The organism is Streptomyces sp. NPDC048106, assembly GCF_040706415.1.
Lineage (GTDB): Bacteria > Actinomycetota > Actinomycetes > Streptomycetales > Streptomycetaceae > Streptomyces.
The window spans coordinates 1-18,423 of record NZ_JBEZND010000075.1; the positions used below are offsets into that span (position 1 = coordinate 1).

At 69.8% G+C, this 18,423-nt stretch carries 14 protein-coding genes and 3 pseudogenes; 11 read left to right on the forward strand and 6 right to left on the reverse strand.

Annotated elements, in window-relative coordinates; all coding sequences use genetic code 11:
* Nucleotides 1–131: pseudogene (locus tag AB0927_RS39630) on the reverse strand (xylose isomerase); the annotation flags it as partial.
* 194 nt (nt 132–325) lie between these two features.
* On the opposite strand from AB0927_RS39630, the gene xylB reads away from it, so the two are divergent.
* From xylB to AB0927_RS39665, 7 genes are all read left to right on the forward strand, one after another.
* Nucleotides 326–1,771, forward strand: a complete 1,446-nt coding sequence (xylB, locus tag AB0927_RS39635) for a xylulokinase (RefSeq protein ID WP_366672718.1) — start codon at nt 326–328, stop codon at nt 1,769–1,771.
* A gap of 39 nt (nt 1,772–1,810) precedes the next feature.
* Nucleotides 1,811–3,019: an ROK family transcriptional regulator gene (locus AB0927_RS39640; RefSeq protein WP_366672719.1), complete on the forward strand. Its 1,209-nt coding sequence runs from the start codon at nt 1,811–1,813 to the stop codon at nt 3,017–3,019.
* 279 nt (nt 3,020–3,298) lie between these two features.
* Nucleotides 3,299–4,783 (forward strand): APC family permease, encoded by a 1,485-nt coding sequence (locus tag AB0927_RS39645; protein ID WP_366672720.1) that lies wholly within the window; start codon nt 3,299–3,301, stop codon nt 4,781–4,783.
* A gap of 145 nt (nt 4,784–4,928) precedes the next feature.
* A complete protein-coding gene (locus tag AB0927_RS39650; RefSeq protein ID WP_366672721.1) occupies nt 4,929–5,942 on the forward strand; it encodes an acetamidase/formamidase family protein in 1,014 nt (337 codons plus the stop codon).
* A 182-nt stretch (nt 5,943–6,124) separates the two neighbouring features.
* Entirely contained in the window at nt 6,125–6,721 is a 597-nt protein-coding gene (locus AB0927_RS39655; RefSeq protein WP_366672731.1) for an N-acetylmuramoyl-L-alanine amidase, read from the forward strand.
* Between the two features lie 102 nt (nt 6,722–6,823).
* A complete protein-coding gene (locus AB0927_RS39660) occupies nt 6,824–8,131 on the forward strand; it encodes a GAF domain-containing protein (protein WP_366672722.1) in 1,308 nt (435 codons plus the stop codon).
* Nucleotides 8,132–8,187: 56 nt separating this feature from the next.
* Nucleotides 8,188–9,711: an aldehyde dehydrogenase family protein gene (locus AB0927_RS39665; protein WP_366672723.1), complete on the forward strand. Its 1,524-nt coding sequence runs from the start codon at nt 8,188–8,190 to the stop codon at nt 9,709–9,711.
* A gap of 163 nt (nt 9,712–9,874) precedes the next feature.
* Here AB0927_RS39665 and AB0927_RS39670 read toward each other — a convergent pair whose 3' ends face one another.
* The 4 genes from AB0927_RS39670 to AB0927_RS39685 form a co-directional block, all read right to left on the reverse strand.
* Nucleotides 9,875–11,260, reverse strand: coding sequence for an integrase (locus tag AB0927_RS39670; protein ID WP_366672724.1), 1,386 nt, complete (start codon nt 11,258–11,260; stop codon nt 9,875–9,877).
* Nucleotides 11,251–11,448, reverse strand: a complete 198-nt coding sequence (locus AB0927_RS39675) for a DNA-binding protein (protein WP_366672725.1) — start codon at nt 11,446–11,448, stop codon at nt 11,251–11,253. Before AB0927_RS39675 ends, AB0927_RS39670 begins: the two co-directional genes overlap by 10 nt.
* Before the next feature lie 1,363 nt (nt 11,449–12,811).
* Nucleotides 12,812–13,672, reverse strand: coding sequence for a phosphotransferase (locus tag AB0927_RS39680; RefSeq protein WP_366672726.1), 861 nt, complete (start codon nt 13,670–13,672; stop codon nt 12,812–12,814).
* 78 nt (nt 13,673–13,750) lie between these two features.
* Complete coding sequence (locus AB0927_RS39685) at nt 13,751–15,145, reverse strand: helix-turn-helix transcriptional regulator (RefSeq protein ID WP_366672727.1); 1,395 nt, start codon at nt 15,143–15,145, stop codon at nt 13,751–13,753.
* A gap of 284 nt (nt 15,146–15,429) precedes the next feature.
* Between AB0927_RS39685 and AB0927_RS39690 the strand changes: the two genes are divergently transcribed.
* From AB0927_RS39690 to AB0927_RS39705, 4 genes and pseudogenes are all read left to right on the forward strand, one after another.
* Entirely contained in the window at nt 15,430–15,840 is a 411-nt protein-coding gene (locus AB0927_RS39690; RefSeq protein ID WP_366672728.1) for a hypothetical protein, read from the forward strand.
* A 40-nt stretch (nt 15,841–15,880) separates the two neighbouring features.
* A complete protein-coding gene (locus AB0927_RS39695; RefSeq protein ID WP_366672729.1) occupies nt 15,881–16,432 on the forward strand; it encodes an AAA family ATPase in 552 nt (183 codons plus the stop codon).
* A 260-nt stretch (nt 16,433–16,692) separates the two neighbouring features.
* Nucleotides 16,693–16,884, forward strand: coding sequence for a hypothetical protein (locus tag AB0927_RS39700; protein WP_366672730.1), 192 nt, complete (start codon nt 16,693–16,695; stop codon nt 16,882–16,884).
* A 232-nt stretch (nt 16,885–17,116) separates the two neighbouring features.
* Nucleotides 17,117–17,857: pseudogene (locus AB0927_RS39705) on the forward strand (lantibiotic dehydratase); the annotation flags it as partial.
* 38 nt (nt 17,858–17,895) lie between these two features.
* Here the strand turns inward: AB0927_RS39705 and AB0927_RS39710 are convergent.
* A pseudogene (locus AB0927_RS39710) lies at nt 17,896–18,219 on the reverse strand (transposase); the annotation flags it as partial.
* Nucleotides 18,220–18,423: the final 204 nt, after the last annotated feature.

Below are 18,423 nucleotides of genomic sequence, written 5' to 3' on the forward strand. Positions count from 1 at the left end.
GCCAGGCGCTGCACCGTCTCGACCGGGTCGAGCGCCGGGCGGGTGGCATCGCCGAACGGGTCCCTTCCCTGCCAGCCGACGGTCCACAGACCGAAAGTGAACCTGTCCTCAGGGGTGGGCTGGAAGCTCATGGCGCGGCTCCTTGTTCCGTACGACTATTTCGTCATGGCCGTTTACAAATTAGTATGCGACCACGCCGGTGGGAAGAGACAACGTGTCTTCGACCACAAGGTGTCTTCGACAGATGTCTTCCACGGACGCCCCAGGGTGTCCTCGGGAGCGTCCCACAGCACATCCCGCGGAGCCGCGGAAGAGGGAGAGCCCCATGTCAGCAGCGGAGGGTCCGCTCGTCATCGGCGTGGACACGTCCACGCAGTCCACGAAGGCCCTGGTCGTCGACGCGGCCACCGGGCGGGTGGTGGCGAGCGGCCAGGCGCCGCACACCGTCACCGCCGGCGCGGGCCGGGAAAGCGACCCGCGCCAGTGGTGGGACGCCCTGTGCGAGGCGTTGCGCCAGTGCGGTGACGCGGCACACGAGGCGGCCGCGGTGTCGATCGGCGGTCAGCAGCACGGCCTGGTCACGCTGGACGAGCGCGGTGAGCCGGTGCGTCCGGCTCTGCTCTGGAACGACGTCCGCTCCGCGCCGCAGGCCCGTCGGCTGGTGGAGGAGCTGGGCGGCCCGAAGGCGTGGGCCGAGCGCACCGGCAGCGTGCCCGGGGCCTCGTTCACGGCGACCAAGTGGGCGTGGCTGGCCGAACACGAACCGGAGGCGGTCCGCGCGACCAGGGCCGTACGGCTCCCCCACGACTACCTCACCGAGCGCCTGACCGGGCAGGCCGTCACCGATCGCGGTGACGCATCCGGCACGGGCTGGTGGGCCTCGGGGACGGAGCAGTACGACGAGGAGACCCTGGCGCACATCGGGCTCGACCCGGCGCTGCTGCCCCGGGTGGTGCGTCCCGGCGAGGTGGCCGGGACCGTGCACGACGGCCACGGCCTGCCGTTCTCCAAGGGCACGCTGGTGGCCCCCGGCACCGGCGACAACGCGGCGGCCGCGCTGGGCCTCGGACTGCTGCCCGGCACCCCCGTGCTGAGCCTGGGGACATCCGGCACGGTGTACGCCGTGTCCCGGCACCGCCCGGCCGATCCCACCGGCACGGTGGCGGGCTTCGCCGACGCGCGCGGGGACTGGCTGCCGCTGGCCTGCACCCTGAACTGCACGCTCGCCGTGGACCGCGTCGCGACCCTGCTGGGACTGGACCGCGAGGCCGTGGCGCCCGGCGGCACCGTGACGCTCCTGCCCTTCCTGGACGGCGAGCGCACCCCGGACCTGCCGAACGCCTCAGGACTCCTGCACGGGCTGCGTCACGACACGACCCCGGGCCAGCTGCTCCAGGCGGCGTACGACGGTGCGGTGCACTCGCTGCTCGGTGCCCTCGACCTGGTCCTCGATGAGGACGCGGACCGTGACAGCCCGCTGCTGCTGATCGGCGGCGGGGCGCGGGGCCGGGCCTGGCAGCAGACCGTACGGCGGCTGTCCGGCCGGCCGGTCCAGATCCCCACGGCCAAGGAGTTGGTCGCCCTGGGTGCGGCCGCCCAGGCGGCCGGGCTGCTGACCGGCGAGGACCCGGCCGCGGTGGCCCGCCGCTGGAACACCGCGGCGGGCCCGGTGCTGGAGCCCGTGTCCCGGGACGACGAGACGCTGGCCCGGATCAGCGGGGTACTCTCCGACGCGGCCCCGCTGCTGGAACGGGGCACGCAAGACCGCTGAGCCGCGCCGCCCGGCCCTGGAACGAGGATTGACGCAGGCATGACCGCACCGCTGCACGAGGCCCGACCCACAGGGGTCGGCCGGCCCCTGCCGGACACCCAGCAGGGCATGCGCCGACGCAATCTCGCGCGAGTGCTGCACGCGGTCAGCGCCGAGGGCTCGCTGTCCCGGGCCGCGGTGTCCTCGCGCATCGGTCTGACGCGGGCCGCGGTATCGACCCTCGTGGACGAGCTGATCCGCTGGGGACTGCTGGAGGAACTGGGCCCCGAGCGGCCGGGGCGCGTGGGCCGGCCCGGGTCGGCGCTGGCGGTGAGCGGCCGTGGACCGGCCGGGATCGGGGCGGAGATCGGCGTCGATCATCTCGCGGTGTGCGCGGTCGACCTGCGCGGCGCGGTCCGCGCGCGGGCCGTGCGCCGGGGCGCCAACCGCGGCCGGGCGGCCGAGCCGGTGATCGCGGAGCTGACGACGCTGGTCCGCCAGGTGATCGCCGAGGCCGAGCGGGAGGAGCTGTGGCCCGCGGGCCTCGCGGTCGCCGTGCCCGGACTGGTGGCCCGTGACGGCCGCACGGTCGTACGCGCCCCCAACCTGGAGTGGCGCGACACGGACCTCGGGGCCCTGCTGCCCGGCGGCTGGCCGCTCACCGTGGACAACGAGGCCAACTTCGGGGCGCTGGCCGAGCTGTGGCTCGGCGCCGGCACGCCACGCGAATTCCTGCATGTGTCGGCCGAGATCGGCATCGGTGCGGCGGTCGTCGTGGACGGCCGGCTGCTGCGCGGGACGCGGGGGTTCGCGGGCGAACTGGGCCATGTGCCCGTACGACCGGACGGGCCGCCCTGCGCGTGCGGCGGGCGCGGCTGTCTGGAACAGTACGCCGGCCAGGAGGCGGTACTGCGCGCGGCGGGGCTCCGGCCGCGTGAGGACCTCGTCGGCCTGCTCGCCGAGCGCGCCGAGAAGGGCGAGGAGGGGGTGCGGGCGGCGCTGCGGGACGCGGGGACGGCGCTCGGCATCGCACTGACCGGGGCGGTGAACCTGCTCGACCCCGAGACGGTGGTCCTGGGCGGCGCCCTGGCCGGGCTCTCGCCCTGGCTCCTGCCCCCGCTGGAGGCGGAGCTGACGGGCCGTACGGCGGGCCCGGCCTGCCCCGTAGCCGTGTCCCCGCTCGGCCCCGAGGGGCCGCTGCTGGGCGCGGCACACTCCGTCGTCCGCGCCGTGCTGGACGATCCGGCCTCGGTGGCAAAACGTTCCTGACGCCTCGTCGGGCGCATGCGGACACTCCCCCCGCCGAAGGCTCCGGCGCTGCCGCGCGGGCCCCGGCGCACTTCCACACCCGAATGAGTGGCGAAGTTATCCACAGGCTCCCGCTTGTCCACGGAACCGTGGCGCACCCTTCTGCCGAGCCCGCCCGAGCCGTACCGTGAATCGCACGAGGCACATGCTGCCGGTGCGTCAGAACCGGTGCTCGCTTCGTGATTTGAGCGGCATTCACCCAGATCGGGCGGCATCGGACGGACGGATATCGGGGGACACATGCGCGGGGAGACCACCGGGAGTTTGCGGCGCGACGCCATCGGGTTGCGCGAGGTCCTGTTCCAGAGCATCACGGCGATGGCGCCGGCCGCCGCGGTGGCCGCGTCCATCCCGTCCGGCGCGGCCTTCGCGGGCGGCAGCCTGCCCCTGGCCGTGCTGGTCGCCCTGGTGGCCTGCCTGTTCACCGCCTCCTGCGTCGCCGAGCTGGCGCGGGAACTGCCCGCGGCCGGCTCGGTCGCCACCTACGCGGCGCGGGGGCTGCATCCGGCCGTCGGCTTCCTCGTGGGCTGGGGCTATGTCTTCGTGGAGATGCTGATCCCCCCGCTGCTGCTCCTGCAACTGGGCTTCACGGTGGCGGGGACTCTGCACGACGAGTGGCCGTCGTATCCGGCGGATCTGTGGTGGCCGTACTCCCTGGCGGGCGCCGCCGTGATCGCCGCCGCCGGATACCTCGGCGTGCGTGCCTCGGCACGCTTCGGCACCGTCCTCGGAGTCTTCGAGGTCCTTGTCTTCCTGGCGTTCGCCGTACTGCTGATCGGCAAGGCCGGCGGCGCCAACACCCTGTCCGTCTTCAGTACCTCACATACCGCCGCAGGCCATGCCGGGATCGGCGGTGTGTTCGCGGGATCCGTGTACACGGTCCTGGCATTCGCCGGATTCGAGGCGGCGGCACCGCTCGCGGAGGAGACGCGCGAGCCCCGGCGGACGATGCATCGCGCGGTGCTGGGCGCGGCGCTCGGCATCGGCCTCTTCTACGTCATCACCACCTATGCGATGACCGTCTATGTCGGGCCCGACCGGTTCGCCGGGTTCGGCGCGTCGGGCAGCGCGTCCTGGGAGGGCGTCGCCCGGGCCTCCTTCGGGCTCTTCTGGGTGCTGCTGTTCCTCGCGGTGGTCAACTCCACGATCGCCAACGCCAACGCGTGCTCGAACGTGTCGACCCGTACGGCCTTCGCCCTGGCCCGCATCCGGGTCCTGCCCCGGGTGCTCGCCACGCTCCATCCCCGGCACCGCTCCCCCGTGGCGGGCATCGCGGTGCAGACCGTCGTGGCCGTCGCCGCCGTCCTGGGACTCGGCCTCGGCTACGGTCCCGAGACCGCGTTCCTGCTCCTGGCCACCGTGATCGTCACGGTCGTGATCGGCGTCTACATCGTGGTGAACCTCGCGTGCGCCGGCCACTTCATACGGGCCGGCGGCCGGGCCCTCAAGCCGGTACGGCATGTGCTGTTCCCGGTACTGGGCATCGCCGCCTTCGTCCCGGCGCTGCTGACGGCGGCCGGCCTGCCGGTGTTCGACTTCGTGACCAAGCTGACGGCTCCGGTGTCCTACGCGGGCCCGATCGTCGGCGTCTGGATGGCGGCGGGCGTGGTGGTGCTGCTGATCCTGACCCGGCGTCACCCCGAGCGCATAGCCGATACCGCGCGGGTGCACATCGAGGAAGACGACCCGGCCGGCACGCAGCAGGACGGCGCTGTTCTCCGCTGACGGCGGCCACAGCGGCGCCGCGCCGCACGACCGGCCACACTCGGCGGTCCCGCCCACCGAGACGACGCGCCGCGCCCCGCGTCCTGGCCCGCACCCGCTCCTCGCCCCCCTCCCGACCGCACAGCCAGAAGGGACTCACGACACGATGACCGACCCCCGGATCCTCACCGTGCGACCGGAACCGGACGAATTCGCATGGACGTTCGGCGGAGCGGCACCCGTGGCCCGCATCGCGCCCGGCACGGTGCTCGACCTGTTCACGGAGGACTGCTTCGCCGGCCGGGTCCGCTCCGAGAAGGACCTCGTGTCCGAGGTCTGCGAGTTCCCGTTCCTCAATCCCCAGACGGGCCCCTTCCACATCGAGGGCGCCGAGCCGGGCGACACGGTGGCCGTGCACTTCGTGTCGATCGAGCCGGCCCGCGACTGGGCGGCGTCCACGACGGTCCCCCTCTTCGGGGCGCTCACCTCGACCCACGCCACCGCCTCGCTCCAGCCACCGCTGCCGGAGCGGGTCTGGATCTGGCAGCTGGACCGTGCGCGGCGCACCGCCCTCTTCCGCGCGCGGGACGGCGACTTCGAAAGGGAGCTGCCGCTGGAGCCGATGCACGGCACGGTGGGCGTGGCCCCGGCCAATCTGGAGGTCCGCTCGGCGCTGGTCCCGGACGCGCACGGCGGAAACATGGACACACCCGAGATGCGCGCCGGGGTCACCTGCTACCTCGGGGTCAACGTGGAGGGCGCATTGCTCAGCCTCGGCGACGGGCACGCCAGGCAGGGCGAGGGCGAGACCTGCGGGGTGGCCGTGGAGTGCGCGATGAACACCGTGGTGATCGTGGAGCTCCTCAAGGACGTCGCCACGCCCTGGCCCCGGGTGGAGTCGGACACCCACATCGTCTCGACCGGCTCGGCACGCCCGCTGGAGGACGCGTTCCGGATATCGCAGCTGGACCTGGTGCGGTGGCTGGTGAGCGACTACGGGTTCAGCGAGCTGGACGCCTATCAGTTCGCCAGCCAGACGGTCGAGTCGCCGCTGGCGAACGTCTGCGACACGAACTACACGTGCGTGGCCAAGCTCCGCAAGGAGTGGCTGCCCGCGCGGGAGACCTACCGCGGTGTGCACGCCCGGCTGCGGGAGACCGCACGGACCCTGCGCGGCTGACGGCCAGAACCCGAGACCGCGCACACCCACGACACCCAGCACACCGGCACACTCCGCACACCAGCCTCGTTCTCCTCCTCTCCCCCGCCCCCAACCCTCTTTCACGACGCGCAGGAAGCACCACCTCCCGCACTCCCGTCACTCCCCGATTCCCCACTCCAGAAAGGCAGTCCACGATGGACATGGACCGGGAAAGGCCCCTCCCGAGCAGACGATGGATCCTGAAGGGCGCGGCGCTCGCCGCCGTTCCGTACGCGCTGCTTCCCGAACCGAGCGCCGGTGCGAGCGGTTCCGTCGACTACCCGCTCGCCGAGTGGGTGCCCGCCAGCGCCTCCAACTACACGGCCTCCAGCCGGCCCGGCAGCTACGCCATCGACCGCGTCATCATCCATGTGACCCAGGAGACGTACACCGACGCCCTGGCCATCTTCCAGAACGCCGAGAAGCAGGTGTCCGCCCACTATGTGGTGCGGTCGGCGGACGGACACGTCGCCCAGTGCGTGCACGAGAGCGACATCGCCTGGCACGCGGGCAACTGGAGCTACAACACCCGCAGCATCGGCATCGAGCACGAAGGCTGGGTGGACCAGCCCTCCTACTTCACCAACGCCCTCTACGAGCAGTCGGCGAAGCTCACGGCGTCCATCTGCGACAGATACGGCATCCGCAAGGACCGGGAGCACATCATCGGCCACTACGAGGTACCCGGCACCGACCACACCGACCCGGGCCCGAACTGGGACTGGGTCCGCTACATCAGACTGGTCAACTTCGCCTAGCCCAGACCCTGAACCGGCGTCCCACCGGTTGTCTGCGCGGACACGGCACGTGACGATGGACCCAGCCGGATCATCACCGCAACAGCGTCCGGGGAGGCCGAGTTGACCGATCCGTGGGTGGCCCTGGAGCCCGGGGCCGATCCCGCCGAGCGGGTCCGGGTGCTGCGCCGGGCGCACGAGACGTTCACCACGGTCGGCGCGGTGCCGCGGCCGGTGCGGTCGGTGGTGGCGGATTCGTGGCGGCGCAGCGCGCGGGCCGGTGTGATACCGGACGGCACGGCGCGCGTGGAGCTGTCCGACGGCGACCTCGGTGCCTACCGGGCGGAGCACCCGCTGGCCCGTGTGATGCCGCTGTTCCGGGAGCTGTTGGGCACGTTCGCCGCCGAGGACGAGCAGTTGCTCGCGGTGTGCGACGCGCAGGGCAGACTGCTGTGGGTCGAGGGGCATCCGGCGGCGCGGCGGCGGGCGGACGCGATGAACTTCGTGCCTGGGGCGCGCTGGTCGGAGGCCGCGGTGGGCACCAACGCACCGGGAACCGCCGTGGCGCTGGACCGGCCGGTGCAGGTGTTCGCCGCGGAGCACTTCACCCGGCGGGTGCAGCCCTGGACGTGCGTGGCCGCTCCGGTACACGATCCGCGCACCGGGCGGGTGCTGGGCGCCGTGGACGTCACCGGCGGGGACGGGCTGGCGCATCCGCACAGCCTGGGTTTCGTGCAGGCCGTGGCGCGGGCGGCGGAGGCCCAGTTGGCGCTGCTCGCTCCGCCGCGGTGCGGCCCAGACACGCCGATGCTGCACGCGCTGGGCCGGGACGAGGCCGAACTCGCCTTCCAGGGGCGGCGGATGAGGCTGAGCCGTCGGCACAGCGAGATCGTGCTGCTGCTGTCACGGCATCCCGAGGGGCTGACGGGTGACGCGTTGCTGTGCGCGCTGTACGCGGACGAGTCGGTGACCCCGGTGACGTTGCGGGCGGAGCTGGCGCGGCTGCGGCGATCGTTGGGCCCGGGGTTGCTGGCCTCGCGGCCGTACCGGCTGACGGCCGTGGTCGACGCGGACGCGACCGTGGTGGAGCGGCGGCTGGCGTCCGGGGCACTCACCGCGGCGGCCGAGGCGTACGCCGGTCCGTTGCTGCCGGGTTCGGGGGCCCCGGCGATCGCCCGGCTGCGGGACCGTCTCGCGCGGGGGCTGCGGACGACGCTGATCGCACACCGCGACCCCGATCTGCTGGCGAACTGGGCGCACGCGCCCTGGGGGGAGGACGACATCGAGGTGTGGCGGGCGCTCGCGACCGTGCGTCCGACGGCGTCGGTGCGAGCACGGCTGGCGGCGCTTGAGGCCGAGTTGGCGGTGCCGGCCGAGCGGGCGGGGGCGCGAACCCGCGGCGCAACGTACTTGCAACGTCCGTCCGCCTAGCCTCGCGCCGGGAGCTGCCCAAGGGCGGGCAGCACTGCACCAGGAGGCACACCAGGATGACTCGTTACGCGGCACCGGGCACCGAGGGCGCGATCGTCTCCTACCAGGCGCGCTACGACCACTTCATCGGCGGCGAGTACGTGCCGCCGGCTCGCGGGCAGTACTTCGAGAACCCGTCGCCGGTCAACGGACTGCCGTTCACCGAGATCGCGCGCGGCACGGCGGAGGACGTGGAGCGGGCGCTGGACGCGGCGCACGAGGCCGCCCCCGGGTGGGGCCGTACGTCGGTGACGGAGCGCTCGGACATCCTGCGGAAGATCGCCGACCGCATGGAGGCCAACCTCGAGGCGCTCGCGGTGGCGGAGAGCTGGGAGAACGGCAAGCCCGTGCGGGAGACGCTGGCGGCGGACATCCCGCTGGCGATCGACCACTTCCGGTACTTCGCGGGCGCCATCCGAGCCCAGGAGGGGTCGCTGGGCGAGATCGACGACGACACGGTGGCGTACCACTTCCACGAGCCGCTCGGGGTCGTCGCGCAGATCATCCCCTGGAACTTCCCGATCCTGATGGCCACGTGGAAGCTCGCGCCGGCGCTGGCCGCGGGCAACGCGGTGGTGCTCAAGCCCGCCGAGCAGACCCCGGCCTCCATCCACTACTGGGTGAGCCTGATCGCGGATCTGCTGCCGCCGGGTGTGCTGAACATCGTCAACGGCTTCGGCGTCGAGGCGGGCAAGCCGCTGGCGTCGAGCCCGCGGGTGGCGAAGGTGGCGTTCACCGGAGAGACCACGACCGGGCGGCTGATCATGCAGTACGCCTCGGAGAACATCAAGCCGGTCACGCTCGAACTGGGCGGCAAGTCGCCGAACATCTTCTTCGACGACGTGTGGGCGCACGACGACGACTTCCGCGACAAGGCGCTGGAAGGCTTCACGATGTTCGCGCTCAACCAGGGCGAGGTGTGCACCTGCCCGTCCCGGGCGCTCGTCCAGCGTGGCCACTACGCGGAGTTCCTGGCGGCCGCGGTCGAGCGCACCCGGCAGATCAAGCCGGGGCACCCGCTCGACACCGACACGATGATCGGCGCCCAGGCCTCCAACGACCAGCTGGAGAAGATCCTCTCCTACCTGGACATCGGCCGGCAGGAGGGCGCGAAGGTCCTCACGGGTGGTGAACGCATCGAGTTCGACGGCGAGTTGAAGGGCGGCTACTATGTGCAGCCGACCATCTTCGAGGGCGACAACCGGATGCGGGTCTTCCAGGAGGAGATCTTCGGCCCGGTCGTGTCGGTGGCTTCCTTCGACGACTTCGACGACGCCATCAAGATCGCCAACGACACGCTGTACGGGCTCGGCGCGGGCGTGTGGACACGGGACGTCAACACCGCCTACCGCGCGGGACGCGCGATCCAGGCGGGCCGCGTCTGGACCAACTGCTACCACGCCTACCCGGCGCACGCGGCGTTCGGCGGCTACAAGCAGTCCGGCATCGGCCGCGAGACGCACAAGATGATGCTGGAGCACTACCAGCAGACCAAGAATCTGCTGGTGTCGTACTCGCCGAAGAAGCTGGGCTTCTTCTAGAGGCACGAGGAAAGGCGCCTGACCTGGGTTTTCACACCCGTCAGGCGCCCTTCGCGCAACCCGCTCTCGACCGGGCCCGACTTGCGCGCTAACTCCCAATTCCTCCCACGACTGCACCCCTCCTGACCAGTGCTTCCGGACCAGTCACGGACCAAACCCCGGTTCAGCCCTCGGGTACGTCACCTTGGCTGACGCGCTGCCACTCGTTCATGGACTGCTCGATGAGACGGTTCGCCTGCTCTCTAAGGCCGTCAAGGAACTTGGCGTAGTGGCGAAAGAGAACCTCGATGCTCTGGCCGGCGCGGCGGGCGCACTCGGCCGGGTCCACTCCGGAGTAGAGCCAGAACGAGATCCCGGCGTGACGGAGATCGTAAGGCCGCTTGGCCAGGCGAGAAGTGCGCTCAGTACGGGTCAGGGCGTATTCCCGGGCCCGCGCCCATGTGATGCCGTAGGCGGCAGCGTCCACGTAGTTGCCAGCCTGGTTCCGGAAAAGTCGACCGTCAGGTGCCACGTCGAACCGATTCACATGGGCACGCAGCATGCGTACGAACTGCGGCGGGATGGGAACAGGCCGCGTCGCGCTTGCCGCGCGACGCTTGAGCGAGTGCACCTCACCGTCGTCGGTCCACTCCTTGCCAGACGTGACGACCCCGCCCGAGAGGTTCAGCATCCCCCATCCCGTCTTTGGCAAATGGCATTGCTCGATCCGAAGGTGGATGACCTCAGCTGGCCGCATAGCCGCGAAGTACATGCAACCGAAGAATGCTTCAAGATGAGGACCCCGCCCCCGCTGGCGAGCAACGGCCTCGAGCAGCCGAAGCACCTGGGCCGGATTGGGAACGGCGGCCGGATCCACCTCCTCATTGACTGCTGGCGCCTGCCACCGGAGCCCCTTGAGGGGATTCTCTGCGAAGTACCCCTTCTCCACTGCAGTGTTGAGAGCTTCGTTGAACGCAGCCCTCTTGCGTCGGGCTGTTTTAGCCGCAGCCGCCTTGCCGTCCAGCTTGCGGCACATCGCATCGAGGGCCCGCCTCAGAACGTCGGCTTCCGCGAGGGCGCTGACCGGCAGCGAGTTGCGCTTCATCCAGTCCAGCGCGTGGAGCCACTCCTCGGTGGGCTCGCACTCCCAGGCTTTCTTGTTGAATGCCCACGAGTACAGGGCACGCCGCAGTACCCGCGGATCGGAATACGCTGCGCCGGGGCGTACCAGGGCGGGCGTGACCGTAGCGAAGGCATCAGCCAGGGTGCGGCGGGTGTTCCCTGGCGTGCGCTCCCATCTTTGCTCGATGTATTCGTGCACCAGGTCGTACCACGTAGTGCGCTGCTTGATGGCCCGCAACTCGGATGCTGGCAGACCGGTGTGCTCGTCAAACGGCTCACCCTCGCGCGCGGCTGTCATCAGCTTCGCACGCCGGCTGCCAGCAAGCGCGAACGCGATGAAGGACTCAGACTTCTCTCGCCCGTTAACCGTCCACCGAATCTGGAAAGACTTGCGCCGGTCGGGGCGCTCACGTATCTCCCAGAAGCGGATGTTATAACTCATCGCCATCCAGGCGTATCCCTTTCACACGCATCCCACCACGCATCCAGATCGGTGCGGCGGCGGCGCAGTTCACCATTGGGCAGCTTGATCATTCGGGGTGCCTGACCGCGAGCGCGCAGGCAATAGAAAGCCGATGGGCTCATCCTGATTTCCGCTAGGACCTCGGCGAGCTTGAGAGCAGGTGGACGAGCCATTGATGTTTCCTCGGATGTTCCAGATATGTCGGCGGCCCAAGCGGCAGTGCTCGACTTGCACCCACTCCGCCGCAGCCGATGGGCAGACTCCCTCAGTTACGGGGACTACTGGTCGCCGACATGAAGGGCCATGGTGTACGAACGGCTCCACCGCCAAGCACAGCCGCTGCGAACACCTCAATGGTCGTCACGATCGCCGCTTTGGCCAACCGGCGATCGTGGTCTATGTTGCGCCCCGCAGGGCAACTCACGGACGATTGCAACGGACGAAACACAGGGGGCCAGTCGGCGCGATCGGAGAACGAGGCCGCGCCGTCCGTCACGAACACCCCGAGTCCGTTGTCAATGCGGTCGCACAAACACAGAGGCACAGCGCCGGGGAGGAGCGGCGCAATCCTCTCGCTCCGATGTGGTCCATACGTTCAGGGCGCCAAGTGTCGGGCAGATGGGGGCGTTGAATCGGACGGATCGGAGAGCGGCATTCGGCAGGGGTGCTCCTTGGGTCGGGGCCTCCGCGATGAGGCCGAGCAGCGCGAGATGTCGGACGCCGTCATGGCCGACGTGCAGGTCGGCCATGAATCCTGAATCCCGCCACTGACCTGGTATTTTCCGGGACGTTGTACGTTGACATATTCCCAGAGGAGGTTCCAGTCCTTCGGGGCTATTTCTCGTCTGCCGTGGGCGAATGCCGAGCCGCGGGAAGGCCAACCGAAAGACGCAGGGGGCGTTCCGTCGGAGAAGAGGGGCAAGGCGTACTCCTCCTTCACCTGACTCGGTCGCACCGTCATGTCGATGAGCACGATGCCAGGGACCAGCCCGGACGAGCGGCCGACAACCTCCGAAAAGAAGGCGGCGGAGGTCGCCGGCTACGCTGCAGACATACCAGTGGAGGGCGCAACTTTTGGGGAGCGAAGTGAAACTGAAGAGCTACACCCCTCCTCGGCGCCGGGGCGCTTCAGCCAGCGGTAGCCCATGGTCTCGCAGATCGCGGTGTCGCGTTCGACGGTCCCCGTAAACGGTGATGCGCCCCAGGACAGGCCAAGCGCGGCTGGAGGGCTGTTGCCCTCAGCAGAATGCGACCCTGAACGTAGCTCAACACCAACGGTGGAGCAGGCGGGTGAGGTCGCTCGTTGCCGGTCTGCCGTGTCCGGAGGGCTTCGGCTGGCATGCGCAGGTGGCCGGGCGCTCGACAGCCGAGGCCAGACGTGTGAAGCGTGGCCGTCGGACGCAGGCTGCACGTCCGACGGCAGGCGGTGCGAATGGGGCCGGTCATCTGAAGGTGTACCCGCGGAGGCTCACCCGGAGTCGCCCTGCGGACGGGGGCACCACCACCGGTGTGGTGCCCACACGTAGTGCCCGCGCATCAGAGGATGGTCCACGCGAGGAGCCGGTCCTGGCGGCGAAGCCCGTCAACCCGTCGCTCGACCTCCCTCAAGCTCCCCGGGGCGTGGTGGACCTTCCGTGCGTTCGTCGTGATCATGCGCAGCTCACGGATCGCCGCCAGGGTCTGGTAACCGGGCCAGCGCGTGACGTCCCAGCCGTATGCGTCGGCGAAGGCGGCGTAGTGCCGTTCCCCATGACCGAAGCGCCTGCAATGGACCTCCACCGTGACCAGGTCCCACTCTGGCTGTCCGAGCGCCACCGTGTCCCAGTCGCACAGCACGGCCGCGCCGTCACCTACGTGCAGGGCATTGCGGTGCTGCGGGTCTCCCTGGATCACCCCCTCCGCGAGTTCGAACTCGACGGCGTCGAGATCGGATTCGAGCTGCTCGGCATGCTCGCCCAGGAACGCCAGCGCCTCGGTGGATAGGCAGGTGATCGCGGAGAGCGACCGGCGGATGGCCCCGAGGTTGTCGTGAACGGGCAGAGACACGGGTGGAGTCGGCAACGTGTGGAGCGCGTACAGCGGTTTGGCGAGCTGGGCTGCGGCAACAGGTTCAGCTGGCTGGGGCAGGTACTGCCAGAAGGTGATGGCGTGCTGGTCGATGATGACGGGCTGGTCGACGGGGTGCAAGGGAACGGTGGGGAAGCCGGCCTCCATGAGCCATCTGACGAACTGCACCGTGCGTGCCACGTCGTCGATCCGTGATCCGCGTCGGGCGATCTTTACGACAACCTGCTCCTTCTTGAGGAGTATGACTGCATTGGTGTGCCCGCGGAGGAGGCGAGCGTCGGAGGAGTCGAGGCCGACGGCTGTGCACCCTCGCTCCAGGATCTGGTGCATTTCGGACTCGTCGTACCCGCCGGGGGCCGGCGCAGCTTGTGTCATGGGGTCCAGGCTCGCCGACGCGTGCGGCTGCTGTCACATCTGTCCGGGAGGGAGTGCGAGGATCTCGCGCAACTCGCGGGCTGCGCGGCCTGATTGCGCGCCCGGCGGGAGTGCCCCGATGACCTCTCGTGCCCGCTCCTCCACGATCGGCGTGCGGTGTTCTGGGGCGATCCGCAAGAACGTGGTGGCGGCGAGTTGGCAGGCCTCGGTCGGGCTCCGGTCGTGAGCCAGGCATAGGGCCGACTCGAGGTGGAGCAGGGCCGGATCGATGCCGGTCTTCGACGGGTAGAGACGGAGCGCCGCCTCCTGGACACGACGTGCCTGGCTTGTTCTGCCGAGCGCTGTCAGGGTCCCACTTTCGTAGAGCCGGAACCGTCGCTCCGGGAAGCCGAAGGCGTCGTTGTCGGCTGGGCCTCGGGTTCCGCTCTGCTCGAACGCGGTGGCGGCGTATCGAAGTGCGGCCTCGGCTCCCTCGGTATCTCCCAGCTTGGCAAGAGCGCGTGCTTCGGCCGCTGAGGCGAAGGCCGCCGTGGCGCTGGGGCGTCCGCGGCTGATGATCCGGGCTTCTCGGGCCAGGGCGACCGCCGCTTCCAGGGGGCCGTAGTAGAACGGGAGCATCGCGGCTTGTGCTCTTACTCGGGCGCGGAGTTCCGTGTTGCCGCTGTCGTCTGCGGCGTTCCTTGCCGTGGCGTACCAGGACCGGGAGCGGGGTAGGTGGCCGAGCTTCATGAGTGCGTCGGCGACCAGGGTGGAGAGCATGGCGGTCAGTTCGGACAGCCGGACCTGCACGGCGGCCGGCTGCCTTTGCGCGGCAAGCTCCTCGACCTCCGTGAGTTGGTCGAGGAGCACCTTGATCATGGGTGCGGGTGCTGCGTAGACGTATCGTTCCCGCGCCCACAGCACCTGCTCGTCGAGCATGTCGAGCTGGTTGGAACTGACGGTTCCGGCCGCCAAGGTGCGGTCTACCGAGCGACGGGCTGCGTCGACTTGTTGCTCTAACGCGTCGGCCGAGAAGGGTGGGTGCGTAGCGGCCAGCGAAGGCAGTGGTCGCGTTGCCAGGACCAGGGTGGAGGCTTGCGGTGGTACAGCACTCCCTACGCTCGCGAATCCCAGGTCCTCGGGAGTGCAGCCTCCGTAGAATTTGCACAGGAGCTTGAGCGTTGCCGGGCGCGGCTGGCGGCCCTTCTCCCAGTGCCCCAGCTGGTCGCCGTCCACCCGGGGGGCGTCGTCGCGCCCGGCGCCGAACTCGTTCAGGCCTTGGGCTGCCTCCTTCAGCGTCAGTCCGCGGGCGAGGCGCTGGGCACGCAGGAGGGATACCGCGCAGTGTGTATGGATGATGCGGGCGATCTCGCCGTGCGATTTGCCGCGCTGGGTGGCCTCTTGGCGTAACTGCTTGGCACAGGACGGGCCGTGCGGTGTGCGGTCCATCAGCGCCTCCTCAGCCCGGATCGATTCTCGAGATCGTAGTGACGAGCCATCGACTCTGCGTCAAAAACAGTGACTTCTTCACTGATCAGTGACCAGATCAGTTACTTCGGGTAGCTGGGGTCACTGATCAGTCAGCTGTCACGGTTGCCCGTCGTGGGCTCCAGGCGAATCCTGCTGATCTCGGATGCCCGACAGGCCGTCCGTCGGCCGGAGAACCTGACGCCCGGCAGGCGGGCTCACGGCGGGCGCCATTACCCCATGTGGCCCTCGGTAGCCCATGAGGAGTGGCGCCTGCCGACCAGAACCGGGAGGTGGACGCTTTGACATCCTTGTCGAGCTGGGAGTTGCTGGCGGTGCTGGAACACGGCGAGGGGATTGAGAGAGTCGCCGTTGAGATCGAGAGCCGTGACACCAGCGTCGGTAAGTCTCATCACTTTCTGCGGCGGCAGCTCGCGCTCGGGGGTGTCGCACTCGGGGTCATGGTGACGGACATCTCCAGCGACATCCCGAAGGCGAAGATCCGCCCGTCTCCGTTTGCCGACTGCGGGCGCGGGCTGGTTCTCGTCGCCGCCGAGTCCGATGGCTGGACCGCCACTTGGCGGTGCAGCCCGGAAGGTGACAGCGGGAAGGGGTACGGGCCTTCTTCCAGTGCGCAGCCGGCCGCCCCGTCTCAGCTGATGCCCCGGCCGGCGTGACCGGGGGCGGACGTGGATTCGAGTGCTCACAGGAGAGTGCATGATCGTCGCCTTGGGCGGCCGCGGCCGCCCCTCTACCGGCAAGTCCACCCTTGCCCGGGCCTTGGCCAAGACCATGCCGGGAGTCCTGCTGGACACGGCTGCGCTGCGCGAGCTCCTCTTTCCCAACCTGGTTATGGCTCCGCCGGAGGTGAACGACTGGTTGTACGAGGGGGTGCTGAAGGCGGCGTCGTGGAACCTCGACACGGCGCCCGGGACGGTCATTGTGCTCGACGGACGCCCGCTCACCCGCAGCAGGGACGTTCTGTCCTTGCGCCGTTTCGCCTCGAGCCTTGGGCACGTGCTGCACATCGTCGAGTGTGTCTGCCCCGAAGAGGCGGCGTCAGCGCGGGCGACTCCGGGGGCAGCCGGTGTTCAGGATCCGCTTCCTGGTGCGAAGTACGCGGGCACGGATCCGATTCCCGAGCCGAAGGTCGTGGTGGACACCGGCCAGCCGCTGGAGCACTGCGTCTCGGTCACCCTCGACGCTCTGTCCCGCCGCATGAGGCACGGGGCCGGGCCTGCTACCGCCCCGCCGATACACCCCTGTTGACCAGGGATTCGACAGATGCTCACAGATGTGAGCAACCGGTCGTTGCAATTCCCCTACATTCGTCGTCCTCTCCGGGCATTGCTGGCGCTATTGGCCGGCAGCGTCCCGCGCGAAGGGGCGCGAGGCGATGGGACTGACGGCGGACGGGGCGGTTCTGCTTGCGGTCGCCGTGGGTGGAATGGGCGTTCTGGTGGTCATCGGGCCTAAGCGGGAGCGGTCACGCACGGAAGACCTGAGCGCGTCACAGAGACAGGTGAAAGATGATCAAAAACCGTGTTCCGCCCCAGCCGACGGATGCCCCGGGGCTCGGGCGCACGGGTGGCGACGCTATCGGCGAAGGGGCCGAGCGGGGGACGCTCCTGCGGCGGGTCGACGTCCGTGAAGTGGTGGTTCCCGACACGGCCGACGCGCTCGACAGGTTCTTCCTCACGGGGCGGCGGGTGGCCGCATGAGAGTCGGCGGTCCGGTACGCGCCATATGGCAGTCAGAGTTCACGACCAGGGGAGGGGCATGAGCACCGCCACCAGCAGACCGCGCTTCGTGAGCGCGCAGCCCGCCTTGCTCCGGGCCGTCTGCCATCCGAGCGCGCGCCTTGCCCTGCCGCCGGTCCCTTCCCTGGACGGCCCCGCGGATGAGACGTACGCGTGGATCCAGCAGACGTGGGCGGCGCCCGAGGTCCGGGACATGGTCCAGCACGCCAGCCCCGCCCTGGCCCTCAGCCTTGATGCTTTCACCGAGTGTGGTGAGGCCGAGCCGGGGCGGATCCGCGGCATGGTGCTGTCGCTTGCCGCCTACTGCCAGCGCGCTGTGACCCGCCCGATGCCCTTCGGGCTGTTCGCAGGAGTGCTGGAGACCAGCTTCGGTCCCGTGCCGGTGGTCGAGTGGGGCGAGGAGCACCAGGCCGTGGCGCGGGCGGGATCGCGGTGGCTCACCAGCGTCGTGGGCCAGCTGGAAGCCATGCCTTGCGTGCGTGAGCGGCTGCGGCTGAGGGCAGCGAACACGGCTGTGACCCGTGGCGGTCGACTCGTCGTCCCGTGGCAGCAGCGGCACCTGGATGCCACGGGAACCGAGGTGCGCGAGGTCTCGCTGCGTCTGGAGCCCGAGGTGCGGGTACTGATCGGCCTCGCCGCTTCCCCTGTTCCCTACGGCGACCTGCTTCACAAGCTCGCGGCCGAGTTCCCGGAGCACCCCGAACCGGCCGTCCGGGAACTGCTCGATGAGCTGATCGCCCAACGCGTGCTGGTCTCCTCCCTGCAGCCGCCGGCCACGGAGATCGACGCTCTCGGGCACGTCATCCGCGAGCTTGCCCGCGTGGAGGCTCGCCGCCTGCCCGAGGCCGCCGAACTTGTGAGCACGCTGGAGACCGTCTACCAGCTCATGGAATCCCACAACCAGACAGCCGGCCGGGCCCAGGCCCCCCTGCGAGCCCAGATCCGGGAGCGGATGGTCCCGTGTGTGCCGGGCGAGTCGACCACGCAGCGGGACCAGTCGAGTCGTGCGGCCGCATTCAGCTCGGCCAGCAGGACTTCGTGTAGCCGCTGCCAGACGCCGGCCTCGTTCCAGTCCCGCAGTCGGCGCCAGCACGTCATGCCCGAGCCGAAGCCGAGCTCCCTGGGGAGGTGTTCCCACTGAATGTCGGTGTGCAGCACGTACAAGATCCCGCACAGCACCTGCCGGTCGGGGACCGGCAGGCGACCGGGGTACCGGAAGCGACGTTCTCTCTTCGGCAGCAGCGGCTCGATCCGCTCCCAGAGGTCGTCCGGCACGATCCACGGTGAAGTCCCCACGGAGCAGACAACGCCCAACCCGCCCGTCAGGCACGGTCACCAGGACCGATGCACCTCATTGAGCGGTGTGCATCGTGAAGTTGCTGGTCACGGGTCTGGGGTGCGTGGAGTTCGGGGTGCTTGTGCTGGTTGAGGGCGGATGACTTCGGTGAAGATCGTCGGTCACCGGGCTACTTCGCGGTTCGTGAGGACCAGAAGGGCCCT